The following is a 19,385-nucleotide window of genomic DNA, read 5'->3' as shown; positions in this document are numbered from 1 at the left end:
CACCACACCCGCCGGCACGCCCGCCGCCGGTGGGCGCGGGGCGGTGTCGTCCACGGCGGGCGGCGCGTCGGTGGCAGCCGCGCCGCTCGCGCCGCCCAGGGTCGCCTGGTACGCCGGGCCGGCCTGCTCGGTCGAGGACGCCCCGGCGGTCAGCGTCGCGAACGCCACCGCGACGACGGCGGCGGCGACCGCCACCCGGTCGTGGCGCAGCGCGGTCAGCGGGGCCCGGCCGGGGTCGGCCGGTGCCGGTGGCGTCGGCCGCCTGCGCTGGTGGCCGGCCAGCAGGGCGTCCACCTGCGCGGCGACGGCGGCACGCCGGCCGGTGGCGGCGGCGACCGCGAGGGTCAGGTAGAAGCGGAAGTTCACCGTGGCGCCGGCCGGCACCCGCAGCCCGGCGAGGGGACTCCCGTCGGTGGTGTGCAGCAGGGTGAGGGAGACGTCGGGGTGGTGGGCCGGGCCCACCAGGTCCTCGTACGTCCACTCGCGCCGGCCGGTGCGCCCCGAGAACGCGACCCGGCGGTCGGTCACCACGGCCAGGCCCGCGTCGACGACTCGCAGGCCGGTCGGCAGCCCGCGATCGGACGGATGGAGAGCGGCGGACGCGACCGTCAGCTCCGGCGTGGGCAGTCCGGCGATGTGCCGCGCCTCGGCCTCGACCAGGTCCACCGCCGGCAGCACCCGGTAGACGACCTCGTCGTGGCCCAGCTCCACCGGCAGGGTGTCGCGCGGCTGCGCGTACCCGTGGAAGCCGGCGGCCTCGATCCGCAGCCGCAGCAGGTGGTCGTGGTCCCGCTGCCAGGCCGCGGTGCCGCTGTCGAACGCGCGCCGCCGGCGCGCGTTCTCGCGACGCGCCCAGGTGAGCCGCCATCCGGGCGTCGCTGCCCGAACCGTCATGGTGCTGGGTGATTGTGGCGTCACGTCGAGTACAACCACGCCCCGTCGAGGCAGGACACGCGCAGATGAGCGATGCGCACCTTTAGCTGCGAAAGGAGAAATTTTGCCCGACGGCCCCGAAGGTGTTAATCGGTTGCCCACCGCTGGAGGCGCTGGTCGACTGGGCGGGTCACCGCAACCGATCCGAGAGGTCCCGAAATGCGCGCTGCGTTCATGTCCAACCGTCTGGCAATGATCATTCGCCCGAAGGACATGACGCTTCGTGAAGACCTTGAACATCGGCATCCTCGCGCATGTTGACGCCGGCAAGACCAGCCTGACCGAACGCCTGCTGCACGCCGTCGGCGTCGTCGACGACCTCGGCAGCGTGGACGACGGTACGACCCGCACCGATTCGCTCGCCCTCGAACGGCAACGCGGCATCACCATCCGCGCCGCGGTGGTCTCCTTCGTCGTCGACGGCGTCACCGTCAACCTCATCGACACGCCCGGCCACCCGGACTTCATCGCCGAGGTGGAACGCGTCCTCGGCCTGCTCGACGGCGCGGTGCTCGTGGTCTCCGCCGTCGAGGGCGTGCAGGCCCAGACCCGGGTGCTGATGCGGACACTCCAGCGGCTGCGCCTGCCGACCCTGATCTTCGTCAACAAGGTCGACCGGGCCGGCGCCGACCCCGAACGGGTGCTGCGCGACATCGCCGCCCGGCTCACTCCCGCGGTGGTGGCGACCGGCGTCGTGCACGCGGCCGGCACGGCGGCGGCTGCGTGCGTACCCCATCCCGACACCGACCCCGGCTTCACCCGGCGGCTGCGCGACCTGCTCACCGCGCACGACGACGCGCTGCTGGCCGAGTACGTCGAGGACGAGCGGCGGCTGACCGGGCGGCGGCTGCGCCAGGCACTCGCCGGGCAGACCCGCCAGGCGCTGGTCCATCCGGTCTTCGCCGGCTCCGCCATCACCGGCGCGGGCGTGGCACCGCTGATCGCCGGCCTGACCGAGCTGTTGCCGGTGGCCGAGGACGGTGCCGACGGCCCGCCCGCCGGCACCGTGTTCAAGGTGGCCCGGGGTTCCTCCGGCGAGCGGATCGCCTACGTCCGGCTCTTCGCCGGCACCGTACGGGTGCGGGACCGGCTGCCCGTCGGTGCGGGGCGGGTCGCCACGGTCACCGGGATCGAGGTCTTCGACCGGGGCGCGACCGTCCGCGCCGACGCGGTCACCGCCGGCCGGATCGCCCTGCTCCGCGGGCTCGGGGAGGTCCGGATCGGCGACCCGGTCGGGGCGGCGCGGCCCACCGGCAGCCGGCACTTCGCCCTGCCCAGCCTGGAGACCGTCGTGGTGCCCGAGCGGGAGGCGGACCGGGCCGCCCTGCACACCGCGCTCGGCGAGCTCGCCGAGCAGGATCCGCTGATCGACGTGCGGGTCGACCCGATCCGGCGGGAGATCACCGTCTCGCTCTACGGCGAGGTCCAGAAGGAGGTCATCCAGGCGACCCTCGCCGAGGAGTACGGCGTGGCGGTCGGCTTCCGGGAGACGACGACGGTCTTCGTGGAACGGCTGGTCGGCACCGGGGCGGCGGCCGAACTGATCGGCATGGCGCCCAACCCGTTCCTGGCCACCGTGGGCCTGCGGGTGGCGCCCCGGCCGGCCGGCGGCGGATTCCGCTTCCGGCTCGGCGTCGAACTCGGCTCGATGCCGCCGGCCTTCTTCACCGCGGTCGAGGAGACGGTCCGCGAGACCCTGCGCCAGGGACCGCACGGCTGGCAGGTCCTCGACTGCGAGGTCACCATGACCCACGCCGGGTACTGGGCCCGGCAGAGCCACTCCCACGGCACCTTCGACAAGAGCATGTCCAGCACGGCCGGGGACTTCCGCCACCTCACCCCGCTGGTGCTCATGGCGGCGCTGCGACGCGCGGGCACCCGGGTGGAGGAGCCGATGCACCGGTTCCGGCTGGAGACGCCGGGCGACGTGCTCAACGTCGTACTGCCCGCGCTGGCCAGGCTGGACGCCGTGCCGCACACGACGCTGGCGCACGGCTCGTCGTACGTGGTCGAGGGCGACGTTCCGGCGCGGCGGGTGCACGCGGTGGAGCGGCGGCTGCCGGAGCTGACCCGCGGCGAGGGAATTTTCGAGTCCACCTTCGACCACCACCGCCCGGTACGCGGCGAGCCGCCCACCCGCCCCCGCACCGACCACAACCCCACCGACCGCAAGGAGTACCTGCTGGCCGTCGCCCGCCGGGTCGTCACGCGGCGCGGCGAGCGGTGACGGGTGCCCCGGGCGGGGGCACCCGTCACGCCGTGCCGCTCAGGCCAGGTCGAGCTGCACCGTGGCGATCTCCCAGGCGCGCAACGGCAGCCGGACCAGCCCGTCGGCGCCGACGGTCAGCGGGTCACCCGGCCGGCCGAGCAGGTCGGCCCGCCAGGCTCCCCGGACCGCCCGCCCGGCCCCGATCACCGCGTCGGTGCCGGTGGGGGTCTCGGCCACCACCCGTACCTCCACCCGGCCCTGCCGGTCCCGGACGCTGGTGAGCACGACCCCCGGGCCGGTCACGGCGAGTCCGGTGGCCGGGTCCGGCAGCGCGGTGGACGGCTGCCCGGTGCCGGCGAAGGCCAGCAGCTCGTGCCGGTACGCCTCGGCCGCCTCGGTCACCCCCGCCGCGTGCCACTCGCCCCGGAACGGCAGTACCGCCAGCTCGACGGTCCGCTCGCCCCGGCACTGCGCCATCGGGGTGGGCAGCTGCGGGCCGGCCGGCTCGTCGCGCAGGGCGTGCCGGTTGCGCGACAGCATCCCGATCGACCGCAGCACCGTCACCGCCAGCTCGCGGCCGGCGTCTGTCAGCTCGTACTCGGTGGGCTGGGTCAGCAGCACCGCCAGCGCGCCCTCCGGCCCGCCGGCGGCCACGAACCCGGACGCCGGGAACGTCGGCAGCGGCACCTCGCCGCCGCCGCCCTCCGCGGTCAGCCCGCGCTCCACCACCGCGAACTGGCCCTCGGCGTACGACGCGCGGGCCGGGGACGGCAGCGGCAGGTGCAGCCGGACCCGGTGGTCGTCGCAGCGGTTGTCGAACGCGACGCGCAGCCGGGCGAAGCGCTCGCCCGCGCGCAGCTCGACCCGGGTGGTGACCACCACCGGCTCCCGGTCCACTACGCGACAGCCGGCGTCCACGTCGGCCGCCACCGGCCAGCGGTACTCGCGCACCACGTCGACGACGGCGACCAGCGGGCCGGTGTGCCGCACCACCGTGCGTACCGCGCGGGGCTTGTCGACCAGCTCGTCGGCGGCCGGCGGGGCGTAGTTGTAGCTGTCGCCCACGTCGCCGCCGTCGACGATCCGGCCCACCCCGTCCACCACCACGCCGTCCGGGGTGGCCAGCCGCAGCGTGCCGTCCTCGGCGACGTCGACGCGGAGCAGCCCGTTGTCCAGGCTCCGGTCGGCGACGGTGACCGGCCGGGGGAGTGCGGCCCCGCCGGCCGGCAGCGCGGCGTCCGCGTCGGTGCCGAGCGCCGCGCCGGCCGGCACCGGGCGGATCGCGGTGTGACCGAGGGCGGGCACGTCGACCAGCGCGGCGACGCTCAGCCGGGGCGCGGCGACGATGCGGACCCGCCACCGCTCCGGCTGCCCCGCTCCGGCCAACGCCAGCTTGACGTCCTCCACGTCGAAGGCGGGGTCGCCGTGCCGGGCCACCTCGAAGGTGAGGGTGGCGTCCGCCGGCGACACCGACCATCGGGTGACCTCCTGGCCGTACAGCTCCCGGCCGTGGACCCGGGTGAGCACGGCGGGCAGGCCGGCGGCCGGCACCACGTCGTCGGCGAGCAGCGTCGGGGCCCGGTCGAGGACCTGCGCCAGGCGCGTCGTGCCGTCCGCGCCGGTCACCTTCACCGCGCCGTCGGGCGCCTCGACGTCGAGGCGTACCAGCGCGGTCCGGGCGGCCGGGCTGGGGTTGAACACCAGGTACCCGTCGCGCGGCACGGCGGCGGCCAGCCGGGCACCCACCAGGTCACAGACCGCCCGGCCGAGCTGGTCGGCCTCGGCCAGCCGGGCGGCCACCTGCTCGGCGGTCTCGTCGCAGCCGCACCCGGTCACCGAGTCGTGGCAGCTCGCGTCGATCAGCCGGGTCCACGCCATGTCCAGGAAGCGCTGCACCGACGGGTCGTGCCAGAGCGCGGCGAGGGGTTCGGCGTACCGCTCGACCCGGCGCTCGGCGCGACCCATCGCCTGCTTCAGATGGGCGCGTACGGAGATCACGCCGGGCAGGATGTTCGCCCGGGCGTGCGAGCGCAGCTCCCCGCGTACGGTGGGCAGTCCGGCCACCGTGGTCGGCTGGGTGGCGAAGTACTCGGCGAGGGTGCCGAGCCGCAGCCGGGTGCCGTCGAGGTCCGCGGCGGCCAGCAGGTCGGGAGCGTCCGGGGCGGGCGCCGCGTGGTCGGTGCCGTACATGGCGAGGACCGGTCCGTCGGCGCCCTCGGGCCGCCAGCCGCCGAGCCGGGCGGCCAGGTCGGCGGCGCGTCGGGTGACCAGCGCGGCGCCGTCCAGCAGACCGGCGGCGTTGCCGTACCCGCCGGGCAGGTACTCGGTGCGGACCGTGGTGCCGTCCGGGGCCTGCCAGGCGAACGCGTGGCTGCGGACCCGGTCGGGTACGCCGCGGAACACGCAGGCGTGCGCCAGCCCGGCCCCGGCCAGGAGCTGCGGCATCTGGGCGACGTGGCCGAACATGTCGGGCAGGTAGCCGACCGGCATGGCACCGCCCAGCTCGGCGCTGCGCGTCAGCCCGCGTTCCAGGTTGCGGACGATGTTCTCGCCGGAGCAGAGGAACTCGTCGAGCAGGATCTGCCACGGCCCGACCGCCAGCCGGCCGGCCCGGACCAGGGCGATCACCTGCTCGCGCCGCTCCGGGCGGACCTCCAGGTAGTCGTCCACCGCGGCGAGCTGCCCGTCGAGGGTGAACCGCTGCCGCTCGTCACCCTCCATCCGGTCGAACACGTCGTCGAGCAGCGCCACCAGCCGCAGCCGGAACCGCTGGAACGGCTCGTACCACTCCCGGTCCCAGTGCGTGTGCGGCACCACGATGATGTCGGTCGGTCGTGTCATGAGCTGGCCGCCTCTCCGCCGATCGCCGCCCCGGTCAGCTCACCGAAGCGGCGCACCACCTGTTGGCTGGTCCGTACGTCGCTCGCGCCCTCGGCGATCCCGGTCAGCGGTGGCGCGCCCGCGGTGACCATCGCGTGGAAGGCGACCAGCTCCTGCTCGAACGCCTCGGTCACCGACCGGAACGCCGCCCGCCGCTCGCCGCCTGCGTGCGACTCCACCACGGTCAGCGTGGTGGGCGCGTTGAGCAGGTACGGCGACGGGAACACCAGCTCCAGCGATCCCCGGGCGTGGTGCAGGGTCACCGTCTCCCGGTAGGCCGGGTAGTCGGGCAGGTTGAGCCAGCGGATGCCGTAGCGGGCCCCGCCCGGCAGCCGCCCGCTGATCTCCACCGACGGCTCCGCCGGCCCGTCCGTCGCCAGCGGCCAGGTCGCGACGTGCTCCACGGTGGCCGGTGCCCCGGTGAAGAGCCGCAGCAGGGACAGGTCGTGGGAGATGCTGTTGATCAGGATCTGGTAGAGGGTGCGCGCGCCGGGGTCGGCGCCGACCGCGGCGTCGAGCAGCGCGGCGTCCGCGGCGCGCAGCCGGGCCACCGCCCCGGGCGGCACGTCGGTGGGGGCCGGCGGCAGGTTGGCGAAGGCGAGCTGCCCGTCGCCGCCGGCGTGCAGCACGGTCACCTCCACCGCGTGGACCCGCTCGGCGCCGCCCCACTCGTCGAGCAGGCGGACGGCCTCGGCCACCGCCGGGTCGTACTGCTTCATGTAGCCGACCATCAGCGCGGGCGCGCTGCCGCTCAGCTCGGTGAGGCGGGCCGCCTCCGCCAGCGTGTAGGCCAGCGGCTTCTCGCAGAGCACCGGCAGGCCCGCGCGCAGCGCCGCCGCGGCCAGCTCACCGTGCGAGCCGGAGGTCGCCAGCAGCAGCGCGTCGTACCCGCCGTCGGCCGGCATCGCGGCGGCGTCGGTGTACCGGCGGCCGGGCTCGACGCCGTACCGGCCGCCCAGCTCGGCCACCCGGGCCGGGGAGAGGTCGCCCAGCGCGACGATCTCGAACAGGTCCGCGCGGCGTTGCAGCAGCGGCAGGTGCACCGTACGGGCGATGACGCCCAGTCCGGCGACCGCAATCCGGATCCGCTTGCCGGGTTCGGTCATCGCAGCGCCTCCGCCAGCCAACGGCGGTTGGCGTGCTGGTCGGCCAGCGTCCGGTCGAGGTCCCGTCCCTGTGCCGGTGCGTCCTGTTCGATCACCAGCCAGCCGGTGTAGCCGATCGCGTCGAGGTTGGCCAGCACCCCGGCGAAGTCGACGTCACCGGTGCCCAGCGTGCAGAAACCGCCGGCGGCGACCACGTCGGCGAGGCCACCGCCGGCCGCCCGGACCCGCTCGTGGACGGCCAGGTCGGCGTCCTTCAGGTGCACCTGCCCGATCCGGCCGGCCCACCGGCTGACCGCCGCGACCGGGTCCCCGCCGGCCAGCAGCAGGTGCCCGGTGTCCAGGCAGACCGCGATGTCGGTCAGTTCGAGCAGCCGGTCGGCCTCGGCCTCGGTCTCCACGTCGGTGCCGAGGTGGTAGTGGAACACCGGTTCCAGGCCCCGGTCCCGGCACCGGTCGGCGGCCTGCTGCACCCGGGCCGCGAACTCCGGCCAGGCGGTGGCCGGCAGCACCGAGGTCAGGTCGGGCGGGGTGCCGGGCCGGGCCATCCGTCCGGGGTTGCCCGGGCAGGCCAGGGTGGGCCGGGGCGCGAACCGGGGATCGTCGACCGGTACGGCGGTGAACACGTCCAGCGCCGCGTCGAGCTGGACCAGGTCCGCGCCGAAGCCGTCCGGGTCGGTGTAGCGCAGGTCGACCCAGCCACCGGCGAGCCCGATGCCGGTCGCCCCGAGCCGGCCGGCCAGCGCCGCGCCGGTGCCGAGGTAGCCGATCGGTCCGGAGTCCACCCCGTCGTATCCGTCGCGGGACAGGGCCGCCAGCAGGTCGTCCGGGCCGAGGAGCCGGTCGTCGGGCCGGTAGATGCCGTGGTTGACCGGTGCGCCGGCCACCCGGGTGCGTCCGCTCAGCTGCACAGTGCGATCACCTCCATGCGGTGGGACTCCAGGACGTGCAGGCCGTCGCCGGCCGGGAGGAGGCACCGGTCGCCGGTCACGACGCGGTGGCTGCCGTCGGGACAGCCGAGCAGCAGGCCGTCGGCGTCCAGGGCGAGCAGTTCGTCGCCGAGGCGCAGCAGCAGCGGCGCGTCGGGACCGGCGGACACGGCGGTACGCCCGGCCCGCAGCGCGTCGAGCACGGCGTCCGCCGGCTCGCGGTCGGCGTCGACCAGCAGCCAGGTGGTGGGGGAGCCGGGCGGTGCGTCGTCGCCGGGTCGGTGGAAGTCGCTGCCGCCGACCGGCACCACGTCCGGGCGCCAGGCCCGCGCCCAGGCCAGCGGGGCGCCCCAGGTCCGGTCCCACCAGCCGGAGTGCCACACCTCGGCCAGCCGGGTACGCCTGGTCAGCGGCTGCCGCCACGCGCAGTCCCCGCCGAGGGGGTGGTTGACCGACATCACGCCGCCAGCCCGCTCCGCGGTGGCCAGCCAGTCGTCGGGCGGCTGCCGGAAGTCGACCCAGCCGACCGGGCCGAACACGTTGGCGTGCCCCCGGTCGGTGGTCACCTCCTGCCCGGGCAGCAGGGTCAGCCCGTACCGGGCCGAGGCGGCCGGCAGCGACGGGTGGTGGCTGACGGTGTTGTGGTCGGTGACGGCGAGGAAGTCCAGGCCCCGGGCCGCGGCCAGGGCGGCCAGTTCGTCGATGGTGCCCGCGCCGTCGCTGTGCACGGTGTGCGCGTGCAGGTCCCCGGCGATCCAGCGCCGGCCGGCCACCTCGGGCAGGGCGCGGCGCGGCGGGCGCTCGGGGCGCGGTGGCGCCGGTGGCGGCGTCGGGGCGTCCGGCCGGGTGGTGCTGGTGGTGGCGGTGACCTCGTAGTCGAGGCCCTCCGGCGGGATCCGGTGCAGCCGGAGCAGGACCTGCCACTCACCGGGCTCCAGCTCACCCGGCAGGTAGCCGGGGGTGGCCCAGTCGGCGGCCACCGTGTAGCCGTCGCGGGCGCCACCCGACCAGCCCCGGAAACCGGCCGGCCCGACGCAGCCGAGGTCGAGCACCCCGGCCTGCCGGGGATAGTCGAGCCGGACGGTGAGCGCGGCGGTGCCCGGCGGCACGGTGACCGGCAGCGGCCGCAGCACGTTCTCGGCGCGGTCCGCCGGCGTCCACCTGCCCCGGTGCACCACCATGGCTCACCGCTCCGTGCCGGTACGCGCCGCGGGCACGGCCGTCGCCGCGCCGCTGACCAGCTCGCCGTCGCGATAGAGCAGTGACCGGCCGGGCCGGGGCACCACCCAGCCGGTGTCGCCGGGTGCGGGTTCGCGCCCCTCCGCCACGACAACCTGGACGCTGGTCCCCGCCACCGCGGCGGCGCCTCCGCCGGCCACGTCGAGGGAGACCAGCGAGAAGCTGCCGAGGTTCTCCACCACGACCACCTGCCCGCTCAGCGCCCCCGGCACCGGCTCCGCCGAGTAGTCCAGGTACTCGGGCCGTACCCCGTAGACGAGCTTCTCGCCGGCGTCGACCCGGCACCGGAGGTCGTCGGGGATCGGCAGCCGCGCCCCGGCGACGGCCAGTTCGCCGTCCTGCACCTCGGCGTCGACCAGGTTCATCGGGGTGGAGCCGATGAACCCGGCGACGAAGGTGTTGGCGGGCCGGCGGAACACCTCGGTCGGCGTGCCGACCTGCCGGATCCGGCCGCCCTCCATCACGGCGATCCGGTCGGCGAGCGCGAGCGCCTCGGCCTGGTCGTGGGTGACGAAGACGGTGGTGACGCCCAGTTCGCGTTGCAGCCGCTTGAGGAAGGTACGCGCCTCCAGCCGCAGCCGGGCGTCGAGGTTGGACAGCGGCTCGTCGAGGAGGAAGACCTGCGGGTGGCAGGCCATCGCCCGGGCCAGCGCGACCCGCTGCTGCTGACCGCCGGAGAGCTGCCCCGGCCGGCGGTGCAGCAGCGCGGACAGGCCCAGCTCGTCGGCGGTCTCGGCCGCCTTCTCCGCGCGGCCCCGGCGGTCCACCTTCTTGATCCGCAGCGGGTACGCGATGTTCTCCTGCACGGTCATGTGCGGGAAGAGCGCGTAGTCCTGGAAGACCATCGCCACGTCCCGCTTCCCGGGCGGCAGGTCGGTGACGGTGCGCTCGCCGATGCGTACGCTGCCGCCGGAGGCCACCTCCAGCCCGGCGATGGTGCGCAGCAGGGTGGTCTTGCCGCAGCCGGACGGGCCGAGCAGCGCGAAGAACTCCCCGTCGGCGATCTCCAGGTCGAGGGCGTCCAGGGCCCGCACCCCGTTGGGGTAGACCTTGGTCAGGTCGCGCATGGTGATGGCGGACATCAGCGCTTGATCCCTCCGTGGAAGCGGAATCCGTACCGGCTGCTGACGAAGACGAACATGAGCGCCACCGGCAGCGAGTAGAGCAGCGAGAAGGTGGAGAGCAGCCGCAGGTCGGCCTGCCCGCCCTCGGTGTAGAGGGTGTACATGATCACCGCGGCGGGGGCCTTCTCCGGGCCGCGCAGCAGCAGGAACGGCACCAGGAAGTTGCCCCAGACGTTGGCGACCGCCCACACCCCGACGGTGGCCAGGCCGGGGCGGACCACCGGCACCACGATGTGCCGCATGATCTGCAACGGGCTGGCGCCGAAGACCCGCGCGGACTCCTCGTAGGACGTCGGGGTGGCGTCCATGAAGTCCTTCAGGATGAAGATCGCCGCGGGCAGCAGCCCGCCGGTGAGGATCAGGATCACGCCGAGCCGGGAGTCGATCAGGTTGAGCCGGAACGCCAGCTCGAACAGCGGCACCATGGTGGCCGTGCCGGTCACGATCGACGAGAGCAGCAGCAGCCCGTAGAGCAGCGCGTCGCGGCCGGGCACCCGGACCCGGCTCAGCGCGTACGCGGCCAGCGCGCCGAACGTCACCACCAGCGCCGCGGTGCCGCCGGCCAGGTAGACGGAGTTGAGCAGCGAGCTGAGCGCGTACGGGTTGTCCAGCAGGGTGCGGAAGTTGTCCAGGGTGAACTGCGGCAGCGACGCGGTGATGGTCGGGGTGTCGTCGAACGGGGCGGTCGCCAGCCAGAGCAGCGGCAGCGCGAAGAACGCGAGGACGGTGCAGAGGAAGACGTAGCGGGCGATCCGGCCGAGCAGGTGCCGGACGGCTTCGCTGCCGGCCTTCGGATCGGTGGCCGGCGCGGGTGCCGTGGTGGTCGCGCTGCTCATGCCGCCTCCTTCCGCCGGCCCAGCAGGCGCAGGTAGACCAGCGCGATGACCAGGTTGATCAGCAGCATGACGAACGAGATCGCGGCGCCGAAGCCCAGCTCGCCGCCGGAGAGCGCCACCTTGTAGACGTAGACCGGCAGGATCTCCGAGCGTTGCTCCGGGCCGCCGGCGGTGATCAGGAACGGCGCGAAGTCGTTGAACGTCCAGAGGCTGATCAGCAGCAGGTTCGTCAGCACGTGCCCGCGGATGCGGGGGAAGACCACGTCGCGCAGTTGCTGCCAGGTGGACGCGCCGGCCAGCCGGGCGGTCTCCAGGTGGGAGCGGGGCACGTTCTCCAGGGCGGCGGCGTAGAGCATCATCGAGAAAGCGGTGCCGCGCCAGGTGTTGAAGATGATGATCGACAGCATCGGATGGTCGAGCAGCCAGGCGGTGCCCGGGATGCCGAGCAGCGTGTTCAGGGTGCCGCCGTCGCGGTCGAGCAGGGCGATCCAGAGGAAGGCCACCACCGAGCTGGGCAGGATCCAGGAGAGCAGGACGAACGCCTCGACGACCCGGCGCAGCGGGCCGCGGCGGTCGCGCAGCGCGAAGGCGATGGCGAACCCGAGCCCGGCCTGGCCGATGACCGCCGAGCCGAGCACGAACTGCAGGGTCAGCACCAGCGAGTTGGTGAACCGCTCGTCGCCCAGGGCGCGGGTGTAGTTGTCCAGCCCGACGATCTCCGGGTTGGCGGCGGCCAGGCCGGTCAGCCGGTAGTTGGTGACACCCAGGTAGATCGTCCAGGCGGCGGGCACCACCAGGAAGAGCAGGATCAGCACCATGCTGGGCACCAGGAACCCGGTGGCCCGGGCCCGGCCCAGGCCGGCGGCGTCGGGGGCCGGGGAGGCGCCCGTCTCCGGGCGCCTCCCCTCCACCACCTGGTCAGGAGGTGACGTTACCCGGGCCACCGACGATCCCTTCGACCTTCTTCTGGTACGCGCCGGCCGCCTCGTCGGCGCTCGTGCCCGACGCCGCGGCGGCGGTCGCCTCCTGCAGCGCCACCGACACCTGCGGGTACACCGCCAGCGGCGGCCGGTACGCGGTCACCGGCAGCACCTTCTCGGTGACGAAGCTCAGCATCGGGTCGCCCGCGAGGACCTCCTTGTTGACGTCCATCCGCGCGGTGATCCGTGCCTCGCCGGCGAGTTCGGCCTTGACCGCCTCCGCCGAGTGCATGAAGGCCAGCAGCTCCCAGGCCTGGGACGGGAACTTGGAGTTCGGGTTCAGCACCCGCACCCCGCCGCCGGACATGCTGACGAAGTCCTGCCCGCGGATGCCGGCGCCGGGCTGCTTGGCGGGGATCATCGCGAACCCGACGGTGGTGTTCCGGTCGGCCATCTTGGCGATGCCGGTGCTCGGGTTGATGACGCTGCGCCAGAAGTAGTCGCCCTCGGCCAGGATGCCGATCTTGCCGGCCGCGAACTCGGCGAAGGACTTGTCGCGTCCCTTCGCCTCCTGCTGCAGCTTGGGGTCGCCCAGGCCGCCGCCGTAGACCTTGGTGTAGAAGTCGAGCACTTCCTTGACCGGCTGGCTGGCGCCGGCCCACTTGCCGTCCTTGTAGATCTCCCCGCCGGCGCCGGCCAGCAGCGGCAGCGCGCCCTGCATCGAGGTCGCCTCGCCCATCGCGGTGCCGGCGTTGATCTGGATCGGCGTGACCCCGGGCAGCGCCTTGAGCTTGGCGCCGGCGTCGAGGATCTCCTGCCAGCTCTTCGGCTGCCAGTCGGCGGGCAGGCCGGCCTGGGCGAAGAGCTTCTTGTTGTAGTAGAGGACCCGGCCGTCGGTGCCCAGCGGGATGCCGTAGCGCTTGTCCTCGAAGCTGCCGAGGCCCTGCACGGTCTCCGGGATCTGCGACCAGCCCTCCCAGGAGTCGGCCTGGCCACCGGCCACCTCGGACAGTGGCTTGAGGTAACCGGCCTGGACGAACTCGCCGACCCAGATGCCGTCCACGGCGACGACGTCGGCGCCGCCCTTGGAGCGCAGGTCCAGGGCCAGCTTGGTCTTGTACTGCTCGTCGTCGACGCCGCTGGGCACGAAGGTGACCTTGGCGGTGACGCCCTTGGCCTTCTGCGCCTCGACGAACTTGGGGATGACCCACTTCTCGATCCACTCGGCGCCGGCGGAGTTCTTGCCGCCCACGATGGAGTTGGCGGAGATGGTGAGGGTGATGTTCTTGGCGTCCTTGCCGGCGGGCTCGGACGAGTCGCCGCAGGCGGTGACGGCGAGGGCGACGGCGGTGAACGCGGCGAGCACGCCCGCTGCGTGTCTCGGCTTGGATGTCATGGGCTGCTTCCCTTCGCAAGGAGACTTCGAAGAGACTCGCGGGTCGCCCGCCGGCCGCACGTCCGCCGCCGGCGGTGCTTGCGGCCACAATGTCATGACAGCTTGACGACGTAAATACCTGTCACTGAAATGAGCGCGAAACATCCACCGTCACCGCTCGGCGACGGTCACCTCGAGCGAGTAACGGCTGGCCCGGTAGATGTGCGCGCCGTGCTCCACGTACCGGCCCTGGTCGTCGTACGCGGTGCGGGTCATGGTCAGCAGCGGCGCGCCCCGCCGCTCGCCGAGCATCTGCGCCTCGGCGGCGGTCGCCGCCCGCGCGCCGATCCGCTGGTGGGCACCGCGGATGCGCATGCCGGCGGCGCGCAGGATCGCGTACAGGCCCTTGGCCTGCAGCGCGTCCATGCTCAGCCGCACCACGTCGGGCGGGAGCCAGTTCTCCATCACGGCGAGGGGTTCGCCGTCGGAGAACCGCAGCCGGCGCAGGTGCTGCACCTCGCCGCCGGCCGGTACGCCGAGCGCCGTGGCGACCTCGGGCGGGCAGGCCACGGTGGCCAGTTCGAGCACCGAGGTCGACGGCGCCTGGCCGGCGCGCAGGAGGTCGTCGTGGAGACTGGTCAGCTCCACCGCCCGGCGCACCTCGCCGCGCACCACCTGGGTGCCCACCCCGCGGCGGCGCACGATCAGTCCCTTGTCGACCAGGTGCTGGATCGCCTGTCGCACGGTCGGGCGGGACAGCCCGAGCCGGTCGGCGAGCTGCAACTCGCTGTCGAGGCGGTCGCCGGGCGCCAGGTCGCCGCGCTGGATCGCCGCGGCGAACTGCTCCGCGACCTGAAAGTAGAGCGGGACCGGGCTGCTCCGGTCGACCGCGATCTCGGGGCCGGTCACGGCACCTCCTCGCTGGGCACGCGCGGGATCTCGGGGCACGATGATGGGCGCCACTGTACCCAAGCGGTCACCGCTCGCAGAGGGCGGATGTCATGACAACACATTGACAGAACTCGTAGAGCGCTGTTACCAATCAGGGACAGTGTCGGCGGGGCACGGCGTCGCCGGCCGGAGCGAAGGACGCCGCATGCTCGATGTGCTCACCATCGGCCGGGTCGGGGTGGACATCTATCCGTTGCAGATCGGCACGCCGCTGGCCGAGGTCGAGACGTTCGGCAAGTTCCTCGGCGGCAGTCCCACCAATGTGGCCGTCGCCGCGAGCCGGCAGGGGCTGCGCGCCGGCGTGATCACCCGTACCGGCGCCGACGCGTTCGGCGCGTACGTGCACCGGGCGCTGCGCGACTTCGGCGTCGACGACAGCCAGGTCCACCCGGTCGACAACCTGCCCACCCCGGTGACCTTCTGCGAGATCTTCCCGCCGGACGACTTCCCGCTCTGGTTCTACCGCACGCCGACCGCCCCCGACCTGCAGATCCGCCCGGAGGAGCTGGACGCCGACGCGATCGCCGCGGCCCGGGTCTTCTGGCTCACCGGCACCGGTCTGTGCCAGCAGCCGAGCCGGGACGCCCACGCCGCCGCGCTGGCCGTCCGCGCCGGGCGCCGGCACACCGTGCTCGACCTGGACTACCGGCCGATGTTCTGGGCCGGCCCGGCGGCGGCCACCGCCGCGGTCGCCGAGGCGCTGCCGCAGGTCACCGTGGCGGTCGGCAACCTCGACGAGGTGGAGATCGCCGTCGGCACCCGGGATGCCGAGCGGGCCGCCGGGCTGCTGCTCGACCGCGGGCCCGAGCTGGCGGTGGTGAAGCTCGGCCCGGCCGGGGTGCTGGCCCGTACCCGCACCGAGACCGTCCGGGTACCGCCGGTGCCGGTGACGGTGGTGAACGGCCTCGGCGCCGGCGACGCGTTCGGCGGCGCGCTCTGCCTGGGGCTGCTGCGCGACTGGCCGCTGGAGCGGACGCTGCGCTTCGCCAACGCCGCCGGCGCCATCGTCGCCTCCCGCCTGGCCTGTTCCGCCGCCATGCCCGATCTCGCCGAGACCGCGGCGCTGGCCCGAGCCGTCCAGTCGGAACCGGCGTCGTCGACCGCCGCCGTGGGAGGAGAAGACCGGTGAGCACCGAGTACGACGCGCTGACCCTCACCCGCGCCCACCGGCCACAGGCGATCGCCGAGGCCGCCGCCGGGCGGACCCGCCGAACCTGGCCCGACCACGGGCGACCGCTGTTCATCATCGCCGCCGACCACCCCGCCCGCGGTGCCCTCGGCGTCCGGGACCGGCCGATGGCCATGGCCGGGCGCGCCGACCTGCTCGACCGGCTGCGCCTGGCGCTGTCCCGGCCCGGCGTCGACGGGGTGCTCGGCACCCCGGACATCCTGGAGGACCTGCTGCTGCTCGGCGCCCTGGAGGACCGCCTGGCCATCGGCTCGATGAACCGCGGCGGCCTCTCCGGCGCCACCTTCGAACTCGACGACCGGTTCACCGCGTACGACGCCGACAGCATCGCCGCGATGCGTTACGACGGCGGCAAGATGCTCTGCCGCATCGACCCGGACGACCCGGGCACCGCCCCGACCCTGCAGGCCTGCGCCCGGGCGGTCACCGCGCTGGCGGCCCACCGGACGGTCGCCCTCGTCGAGCCGCTCTGGGTGGCCCGCACCGGCGGCCGGGTGCACGCCGACCTGCGCCCCGAAGCCGTGATCAAGGGCGTCAGCGTCGGCCAGGCGCTCGGCGCCACCTCCGCGTACACCTGGTTGAAGCTGCCGGCGATCGACGAGATGGAGCGGGTCGTCGCCGCGACCACCCTGCCGGTCCTGCTGCTCGGCGGCGACCCGGTGGAGGCGCCGGACGCGGTGTACGCGCGGTGGGCCCGGGCGTTGCGGCTGCCCGGCGTGCGCGGCCTGGTGGTCGGCCGGGCGCTGCTCTACCCACCCGACGACGACGTGGCCGCCGCGGTGGACCTGGCCGGGTCGCTGCTGCCCGCCGGGCAGGGCGCGTGAGCGCCGCCGAGGCGCACCTGCCCTGGGGTACGACCGCCCGGGCGCCCTGGGCGCTGGAGGTCACCCCCGAGCGGGCCGGCTGGCGCTACGCCGGCCTGCGGGTGCTCACCCTGCCCGCCGGCGGCGCGGTCACCTTCGACACCGGCGACGAGGAGATGCTGGTCCTGCCGCTGGCCGGCGCCGCGACCGTGCACTGCGACGGGGTACGGCTCACCCTGGCCGGCCGTCCGTCGGTCTTCGCCGCGGTCACCGACTTCGCCTACCTGCCCCGCGACGCGACGGTGACGGTGCGGGGCGAGGGCCGTTTCGCCCTGCCGTCGGCCCGCGCCACCCGCCGGCTCTCACCGCGCTACGCTGCCGCCCGGGACGTGCCGGTCGAGCTGCGCGGCGCGGGACCGGCCAGCCGACAGGTGAACAACTTCTGCGCCCCGGAGGCCTTCGACTGCGACCGGCTGGTCGCCGTGGAGGTGCTAACCCCCGGCGGCAACTGGTCGTCCTACCCGCCGCACAAGCACGAGGAGGACCGGACCCACGACGACGGGCGGGCCGAGGCGGAGCTGGAGGAGATCTACTACTTCGAGGTCGCCGGCGGGGAGCCCGGAGACGCCGGCGGCCCGGTCGGGTACCAGCGCGTCTACGGCACCACCCGGCGGCCGATCGACGTGCTCGCCGAGGTGCGCGGCGGGGACGTGGTGCTCGTCCCGTACGGCTACCACGGCCCGTCGATGGCCGCGCCCGGGTACCACCTGTACTACCTCAACGTGCTGGCCGGTCCCGCCCCGGCGCGGACGATGGCCTGTGTGGACGATCCTCGGCACCACTGGATCCGGGACGGCTGGGCGCAGCAGCCGGTCGACCCGCGGCTGCCGCTGACCGGCCCGACGACGCGGGAGGCGTGATGCCCCGGCTGACGGTGGCGCAGGCGCTGGTGACCTTCCTCGCCCGGCAGTTCTCAGAACGCGACGGGGTGCGGCGGCGGCTGATCCCGGCGTGCTTCGGCATCTTCGGTCACGGCAACGTCGCCGGGATCGGGGAGGCGCTGGCCGGTCCGGCCGGCGCGGAGCTGCCGTACCACCTGTGCCGCACCGAGCAGGGCATGGTGCACACCGCCGCGGCGTACGCCCGGATGACCGACCGGCTCAGCACCCTGGCCTGCACCACCTCCATCGGCCCCGGCGCGACCAACCTGGTCACCGGGGCGGCCGGCGCCACCGTCAACCGGCTGCCGGTGCTGCTGCTCCCCGGCGACATCTTCGCCACCCGGGTGGCCAACCCGGTGCTGCAGGAGCTGGAGGACCCGCGCTCGTACGACGTCAGCGTCACCGACGCGCTGCGGCCGGTCTCGCGCTACTGGGACCGGATCAACCGCCCGGAGCAGTTGCCGGCGGCGCTGCTGGCCGCGATGCGGGTGCTGACCGATCCGGCGGAGACCGGCGCGGTCACCCTCGCCCTGCCGCAGGACGTGCAGGCCGAGGCGTACGACTGGCCGGCGGAGCTGTTCACCGAACGAACCTGGCACGTGCCCCGGCCCCGCCCGGACGCCTCGGCCGTCGCCCGGGCCGCCCGGGCCGTCACCGCGGCGCGCCGGCCGCTGATGGTGGCCGGCGGCGGGGTGATCTACAGCGGGGCGGGCGACGCGCTGCGCCGCTTCGCCGAGGAACACGGCGTGCCGGTCGCCGAGACGCAGGCCGGCACGGGTGCCCTGCCGCACGGGCACCCGCTGGCGCTCGGTGCCGTCGGGGTCACCGGCACCACCGCCGCCAACGAGATCGCCGCCGCCGCCGACCTGGTGATCGGGGTCGGCACCCGCTACAGCGACTTCACCACCGCCTCCGGCACCCTTTTCGGCGCGGACGCCCGGTTCGTCAACCTCAACGTCACCGGCTTCGACGCCGCGAAGCTCTCCGGCCTGCAGGTCGTCGGGGACGCCCGGGAGAGCCTGACGGCGCTCGACGCGGCGTGCGCGGGCTGGGGCACCGGCGCGGCGTACCGGGCGGCGGTGGCGGAGCTGACCGCGCGGTGGACGGCCGTGGCGGACCGGGCCCGGCACGCCGAGCCCGACGCGCGGCCCACCCAGACCGCCGTGATCGGCGCGGTCAACGACGCCGCCGGACCGCGCGACGTGGTGGTCTGCGCCGCCGGGTCGATGCCCGGCGACCTGCACCGGCTGTGGCGCAGCGCCGACCCGAAGAGCTACCACGTCGAGTACGGCTACTCGTGCATGGGCTACGAGATCCCGGGCGGGATCGGGGTGAAGCTGGCCGCGCCGGACCGCGAGGTCTTCGTGCTGGTCGGCGACGGCTCCTACCTGATGCTGCCGACCGAGCTGGCCACCGCGGTGGCCGAAGGCGTGAAGCTGGTCGTGGTGCTGGTGGACAACCAGGGCTTCGCCTCGATCGGCCGGCTCTCCGAGAGCGTCGGCGCGCAGCGCCTCGGCACCGCCTACCGGGACCGGACCGGCGGCCGGCTCCCGGTCGACCTGGGCGCCAACGCGGCGAGCCTCGGCGCGGACCTGATCCGGGTGACCACCACGGCCCAGCTGCGGGCCGCGCTGGCGACCGCCCGGGCGGCGGACCGCACCACCGTCGTGCACGTCGAGACCGACCCGTTCGAGGCGGGCCCGGACGGCGGGGCCTGGTGGGACGTACCGGTCGCCGAGGTCTCCACCGTCGCGCAGGTGCGGACCGCCCGGGCCGCGTACGAGGCCGGGCGCAAGGCTCGTCGTACCCCCGGCGTGGCGGGCGATCCGGCTCCCTGAGCGGCGGGACCTGCACGCCGCCCCGGACCCGCCGGGGCGCCGCAAGCCGACGCGGGCCCCGGGTGCCGTGTGGGGCGGCACCCGGGGCGGGGGGGGGGGGGGGGGGGGGGGGGGG

The 19,385-nt window shown here is 74.7% G+C and carries 14 protein-coding genes and 1 pseudogene; 5 read left to right on the top strand and 10 right to left on the bottom strand.

The genetic code is table 11. The features are described 5' to 3' along the window. Nucleotides 1-894, bottom strand: a pseudogene (locus tag ACSNN7_RS24825) (hypothetical protein); the annotation flags it as partial. A 262-nt stretch (nucleotides 895-1,156) separates the two neighbouring features. Here ACSNN7_RS24825 and ACSNN7_RS24820 point away from each other — a divergent pair. Continuing rightward, nucleotides 1,157-3,160 carry a GTP-binding protein gene (locus tag ACSNN7_RS24820; RefSeq protein WP_436683346.1) on the top strand — a complete coding sequence of 668 codons (2,004 nt, stop codon included), beginning with the start codon at nucleotides 1,157-1,159 and terminating at the stop codon, nucleotides 3,158-3,160. 39 nt (nucleotides 3,161-3,199) lie between these two features. Here the strand turns inward: ACSNN7_RS24820 and ACSNN7_RS24815 are convergent, their stop codons facing one another. The 9 genes from ACSNN7_RS24815 to ACSNN7_RS24775 form a co-directional block, all read right to left on the bottom strand. After that, nucleotides 3,200-5,983: a hypothetical protein gene (locus tag ACSNN7_RS24815; RefSeq protein WP_436683345.1), complete on the bottom strand. Its 2,784-nt coding sequence runs from the start codon at nucleotides 5,981-5,983 to the stop codon at nucleotides 3,200-3,202. Beyond that, nucleotides 5,980-7,128 (bottom strand): Gfo/Idh/MocA family protein, encoded by a 1,149-nt coding sequence (locus ACSNN7_RS24810; protein ID WP_436683344.1) that lies wholly within the window; start codon nucleotides 7,126-7,128, stop codon nucleotides 5,980-5,982. Before ACSNN7_RS24810 ends, ACSNN7_RS24815 begins: the two co-directional genes overlap by 4 nt. Then, nucleotides 7,125-8,036, bottom strand: coding sequence for a sugar phosphate isomerase/epimerase family protein (locus ACSNN7_RS24805; RefSeq protein WP_436683343.1), 912 nt, complete (start codon nucleotides 8,034-8,036; stop codon nucleotides 7,125-7,127). Before ACSNN7_RS24805 ends, ACSNN7_RS24810 begins: the two co-directional genes overlap by 4 nt. Beyond that, complete coding sequence (locus tag ACSNN7_RS24800) at nucleotides 8,027-9,235, bottom strand: CehA/McbA family metallohydrolase (RefSeq protein ID WP_436683342.1); 1,209 nt, start codon at nucleotides 9,233-9,235, stop codon at nucleotides 8,027-8,029. The genes ACSNN7_RS24805 and ACSNN7_RS24800 overlap by 10 nt, the downstream gene beginning before the upstream one ends. 3 nt (nucleotides 9,236-9,238) lie before the next feature. Further along, on the bottom strand, nucleotides 9,239-10,375 hold the full coding sequence (locus ACSNN7_RS24795; RefSeq protein WP_436683341.1) for an ABC transporter ATP-binding protein: 1,137 nt from the start codon (nucleotides 10,373-10,375) through the stop codon (nucleotides 9,239-9,241). Further along, a complete protein-coding gene (locus ACSNN7_RS24790) occupies nucleotides 10,375-11,253 on the bottom strand; it encodes a carbohydrate ABC transporter permease (RefSeq protein ID WP_436683340.1) in 879 nt (292 codons plus the stop codon). The genes ACSNN7_RS24795 and ACSNN7_RS24790 overlap by 1 nt, the downstream gene beginning before the upstream one ends. Beyond that, complete coding sequence (locus tag ACSNN7_RS24785; protein WP_436683339.1) at nucleotides 11,250-12,167, bottom strand: carbohydrate ABC transporter permease; 918 nt, start codon at nucleotides 12,165-12,167, stop codon at nucleotides 11,250-11,252. Before ACSNN7_RS24785 ends, ACSNN7_RS24790 begins: the two co-directional genes overlap by 4 nt. Before the next feature lie 4 nt (nucleotides 12,168-12,171). Beyond that, nucleotides 12,172-13,569, bottom strand: coding sequence for an extracellular solute-binding protein (locus ACSNN7_RS24780; RefSeq protein WP_436683338.1), 1,398 nt, complete (start codon nucleotides 13,567-13,569; stop codon nucleotides 12,172-12,174). 150 nt (nucleotides 13,570-13,719) lie between these two features. Further along, the gene (locus ACSNN7_RS24775) at nucleotides 13,720-14,457 is read right to left on the bottom strand and encodes a GntR family transcriptional regulator (RefSeq protein WP_436683337.1); all 738 of its coding nucleotides are present in this window, start codon (nucleotides 14,455-14,457) and stop codon (nucleotides 13,720-13,722) included. A 187-nt stretch (nucleotides 14,458-14,644) separates the two neighbouring features. On the opposite strand from ACSNN7_RS24775, the gene iolC reads away from it, so the two are divergent. Genes iolC through iolD form a run of 4 tightly spaced genes read left to right on the top strand, consistent with a single transcriptional unit; the run spans nucleotide 14,645 to nucleotide 19,270 of the window. Beyond that, a complete protein-coding gene (gene iolC, locus ACSNN7_RS24770) occupies nucleotides 14,645-15,628 on the top strand; it encodes a 5-dehydro-2-deoxygluconokinase (protein ID WP_436683336.1) in 984 nt (327 codons plus the stop codon). Further along, nucleotides 15,625-16,512 carry a Cgl0159 family (beta/alpha)8-fold protein gene (locus ACSNN7_RS24765; RefSeq protein ID WP_436683335.1) on the top strand — a complete coding sequence of 296 codons (888 nt, stop codon included), beginning with the start codon at nucleotides 15,625-15,627 and terminating at the stop codon, nucleotides 16,510-16,512. Before iolC ends, ACSNN7_RS24765 begins: the two co-directional genes overlap by 4 nt. After that, nucleotides 16,509-17,411, top strand: coding sequence for a 5-deoxy-glucuronate isomerase (iolB, locus tag ACSNN7_RS24760; protein ID WP_436683334.1), 903 nt, complete (start codon nucleotides 16,509-16,511; stop codon nucleotides 17,409-17,411). Before ACSNN7_RS24765 ends, iolB begins: the two co-directional genes overlap by 4 nt. Then, nucleotides 17,411-19,270 carry a 3D-(3,5/4)-trihydroxycyclohexane-1,2-dione acylhydrolase (decyclizing) gene (iolD, locus tag ACSNN7_RS24755; RefSeq protein WP_436683333.1) on the top strand — a complete coding sequence of 620 codons (1,860 nt, stop codon included), beginning with the start codon at nucleotides 17,411-17,413 and terminating at the stop codon, nucleotides 19,268-19,270. The genes iolB and iolD overlap by 1 nt, the downstream gene beginning before the upstream one ends. Nucleotides 19,271-19,385 lie beyond the last annotated feature (115 nt).

It is taken from the genome of Micromonospora sp. URMC 105, assembly GCF_051386295.1.
Classification (GTDB): Bacteria; Actinomycetota; Actinomycetes; order Mycobacteriales; family Micromonosporaceae; genus Micromonospora.
The sequence above is the reverse complement of the archived record's forward strand: the minus strand, read 5'-3'. Positions and strand labels throughout refer to the sequence as shown.

Coding starts and splice junctions, on each gene's coding strand:
- ACSNN7_RS24815 (WP_436683345.1), bottom strand. CDS start 5,983: ATGACACGACCGACCGACATCATCGTGGTGCCGCACACGCACTGGGAC.
- ACSNN7_RS24810 (WP_436683344.1), bottom strand. CDS start 7,128: ATGACCGAACCCGGCAAGCGGATCCGGATTGCGGTCGCCGGACTGGGC.
- ACSNN7_RS24800 (WP_436683342.1), bottom strand. CDS start 9,235: ATGGTGGTGCACCGGGGCAGGTGGACGCCGGCGGACCGCGCCGAGAAC.
- ACSNN7_RS24795 (WP_436683341.1), bottom strand. CDS start 10,375: ATGTCCGCCATCACCATGCGCGACCTGACCAAGGTCTACCCCAACGGG.
- ACSNN7_RS24790 (WP_436683340.1), bottom strand. CDS start 11,253: ATGAGCAGCGCGACCACCACGGCACCCGCGCCGGCCACCGATCCGAAG.
- ACSNN7_RS24780 (WP_436683338.1), bottom strand. CDS start 13,569: ATGACATCCAAGCCGAGACACGCAGCGGGCGTGCTCGCCGCGTTCACC.
- iolC (WP_436683336.1), top strand. CDS start 14,645: ATGCTCGATGTGCTCACCATCGGCCGGGTCGGGGTGGACATCTATCCG.
- iolD (WP_436683333.1), top strand. CDS start 17,411: ATGCCCCGGCTGACGGTGGCGCAGGCGCTGGTGACCTTCCTCGCCCGG.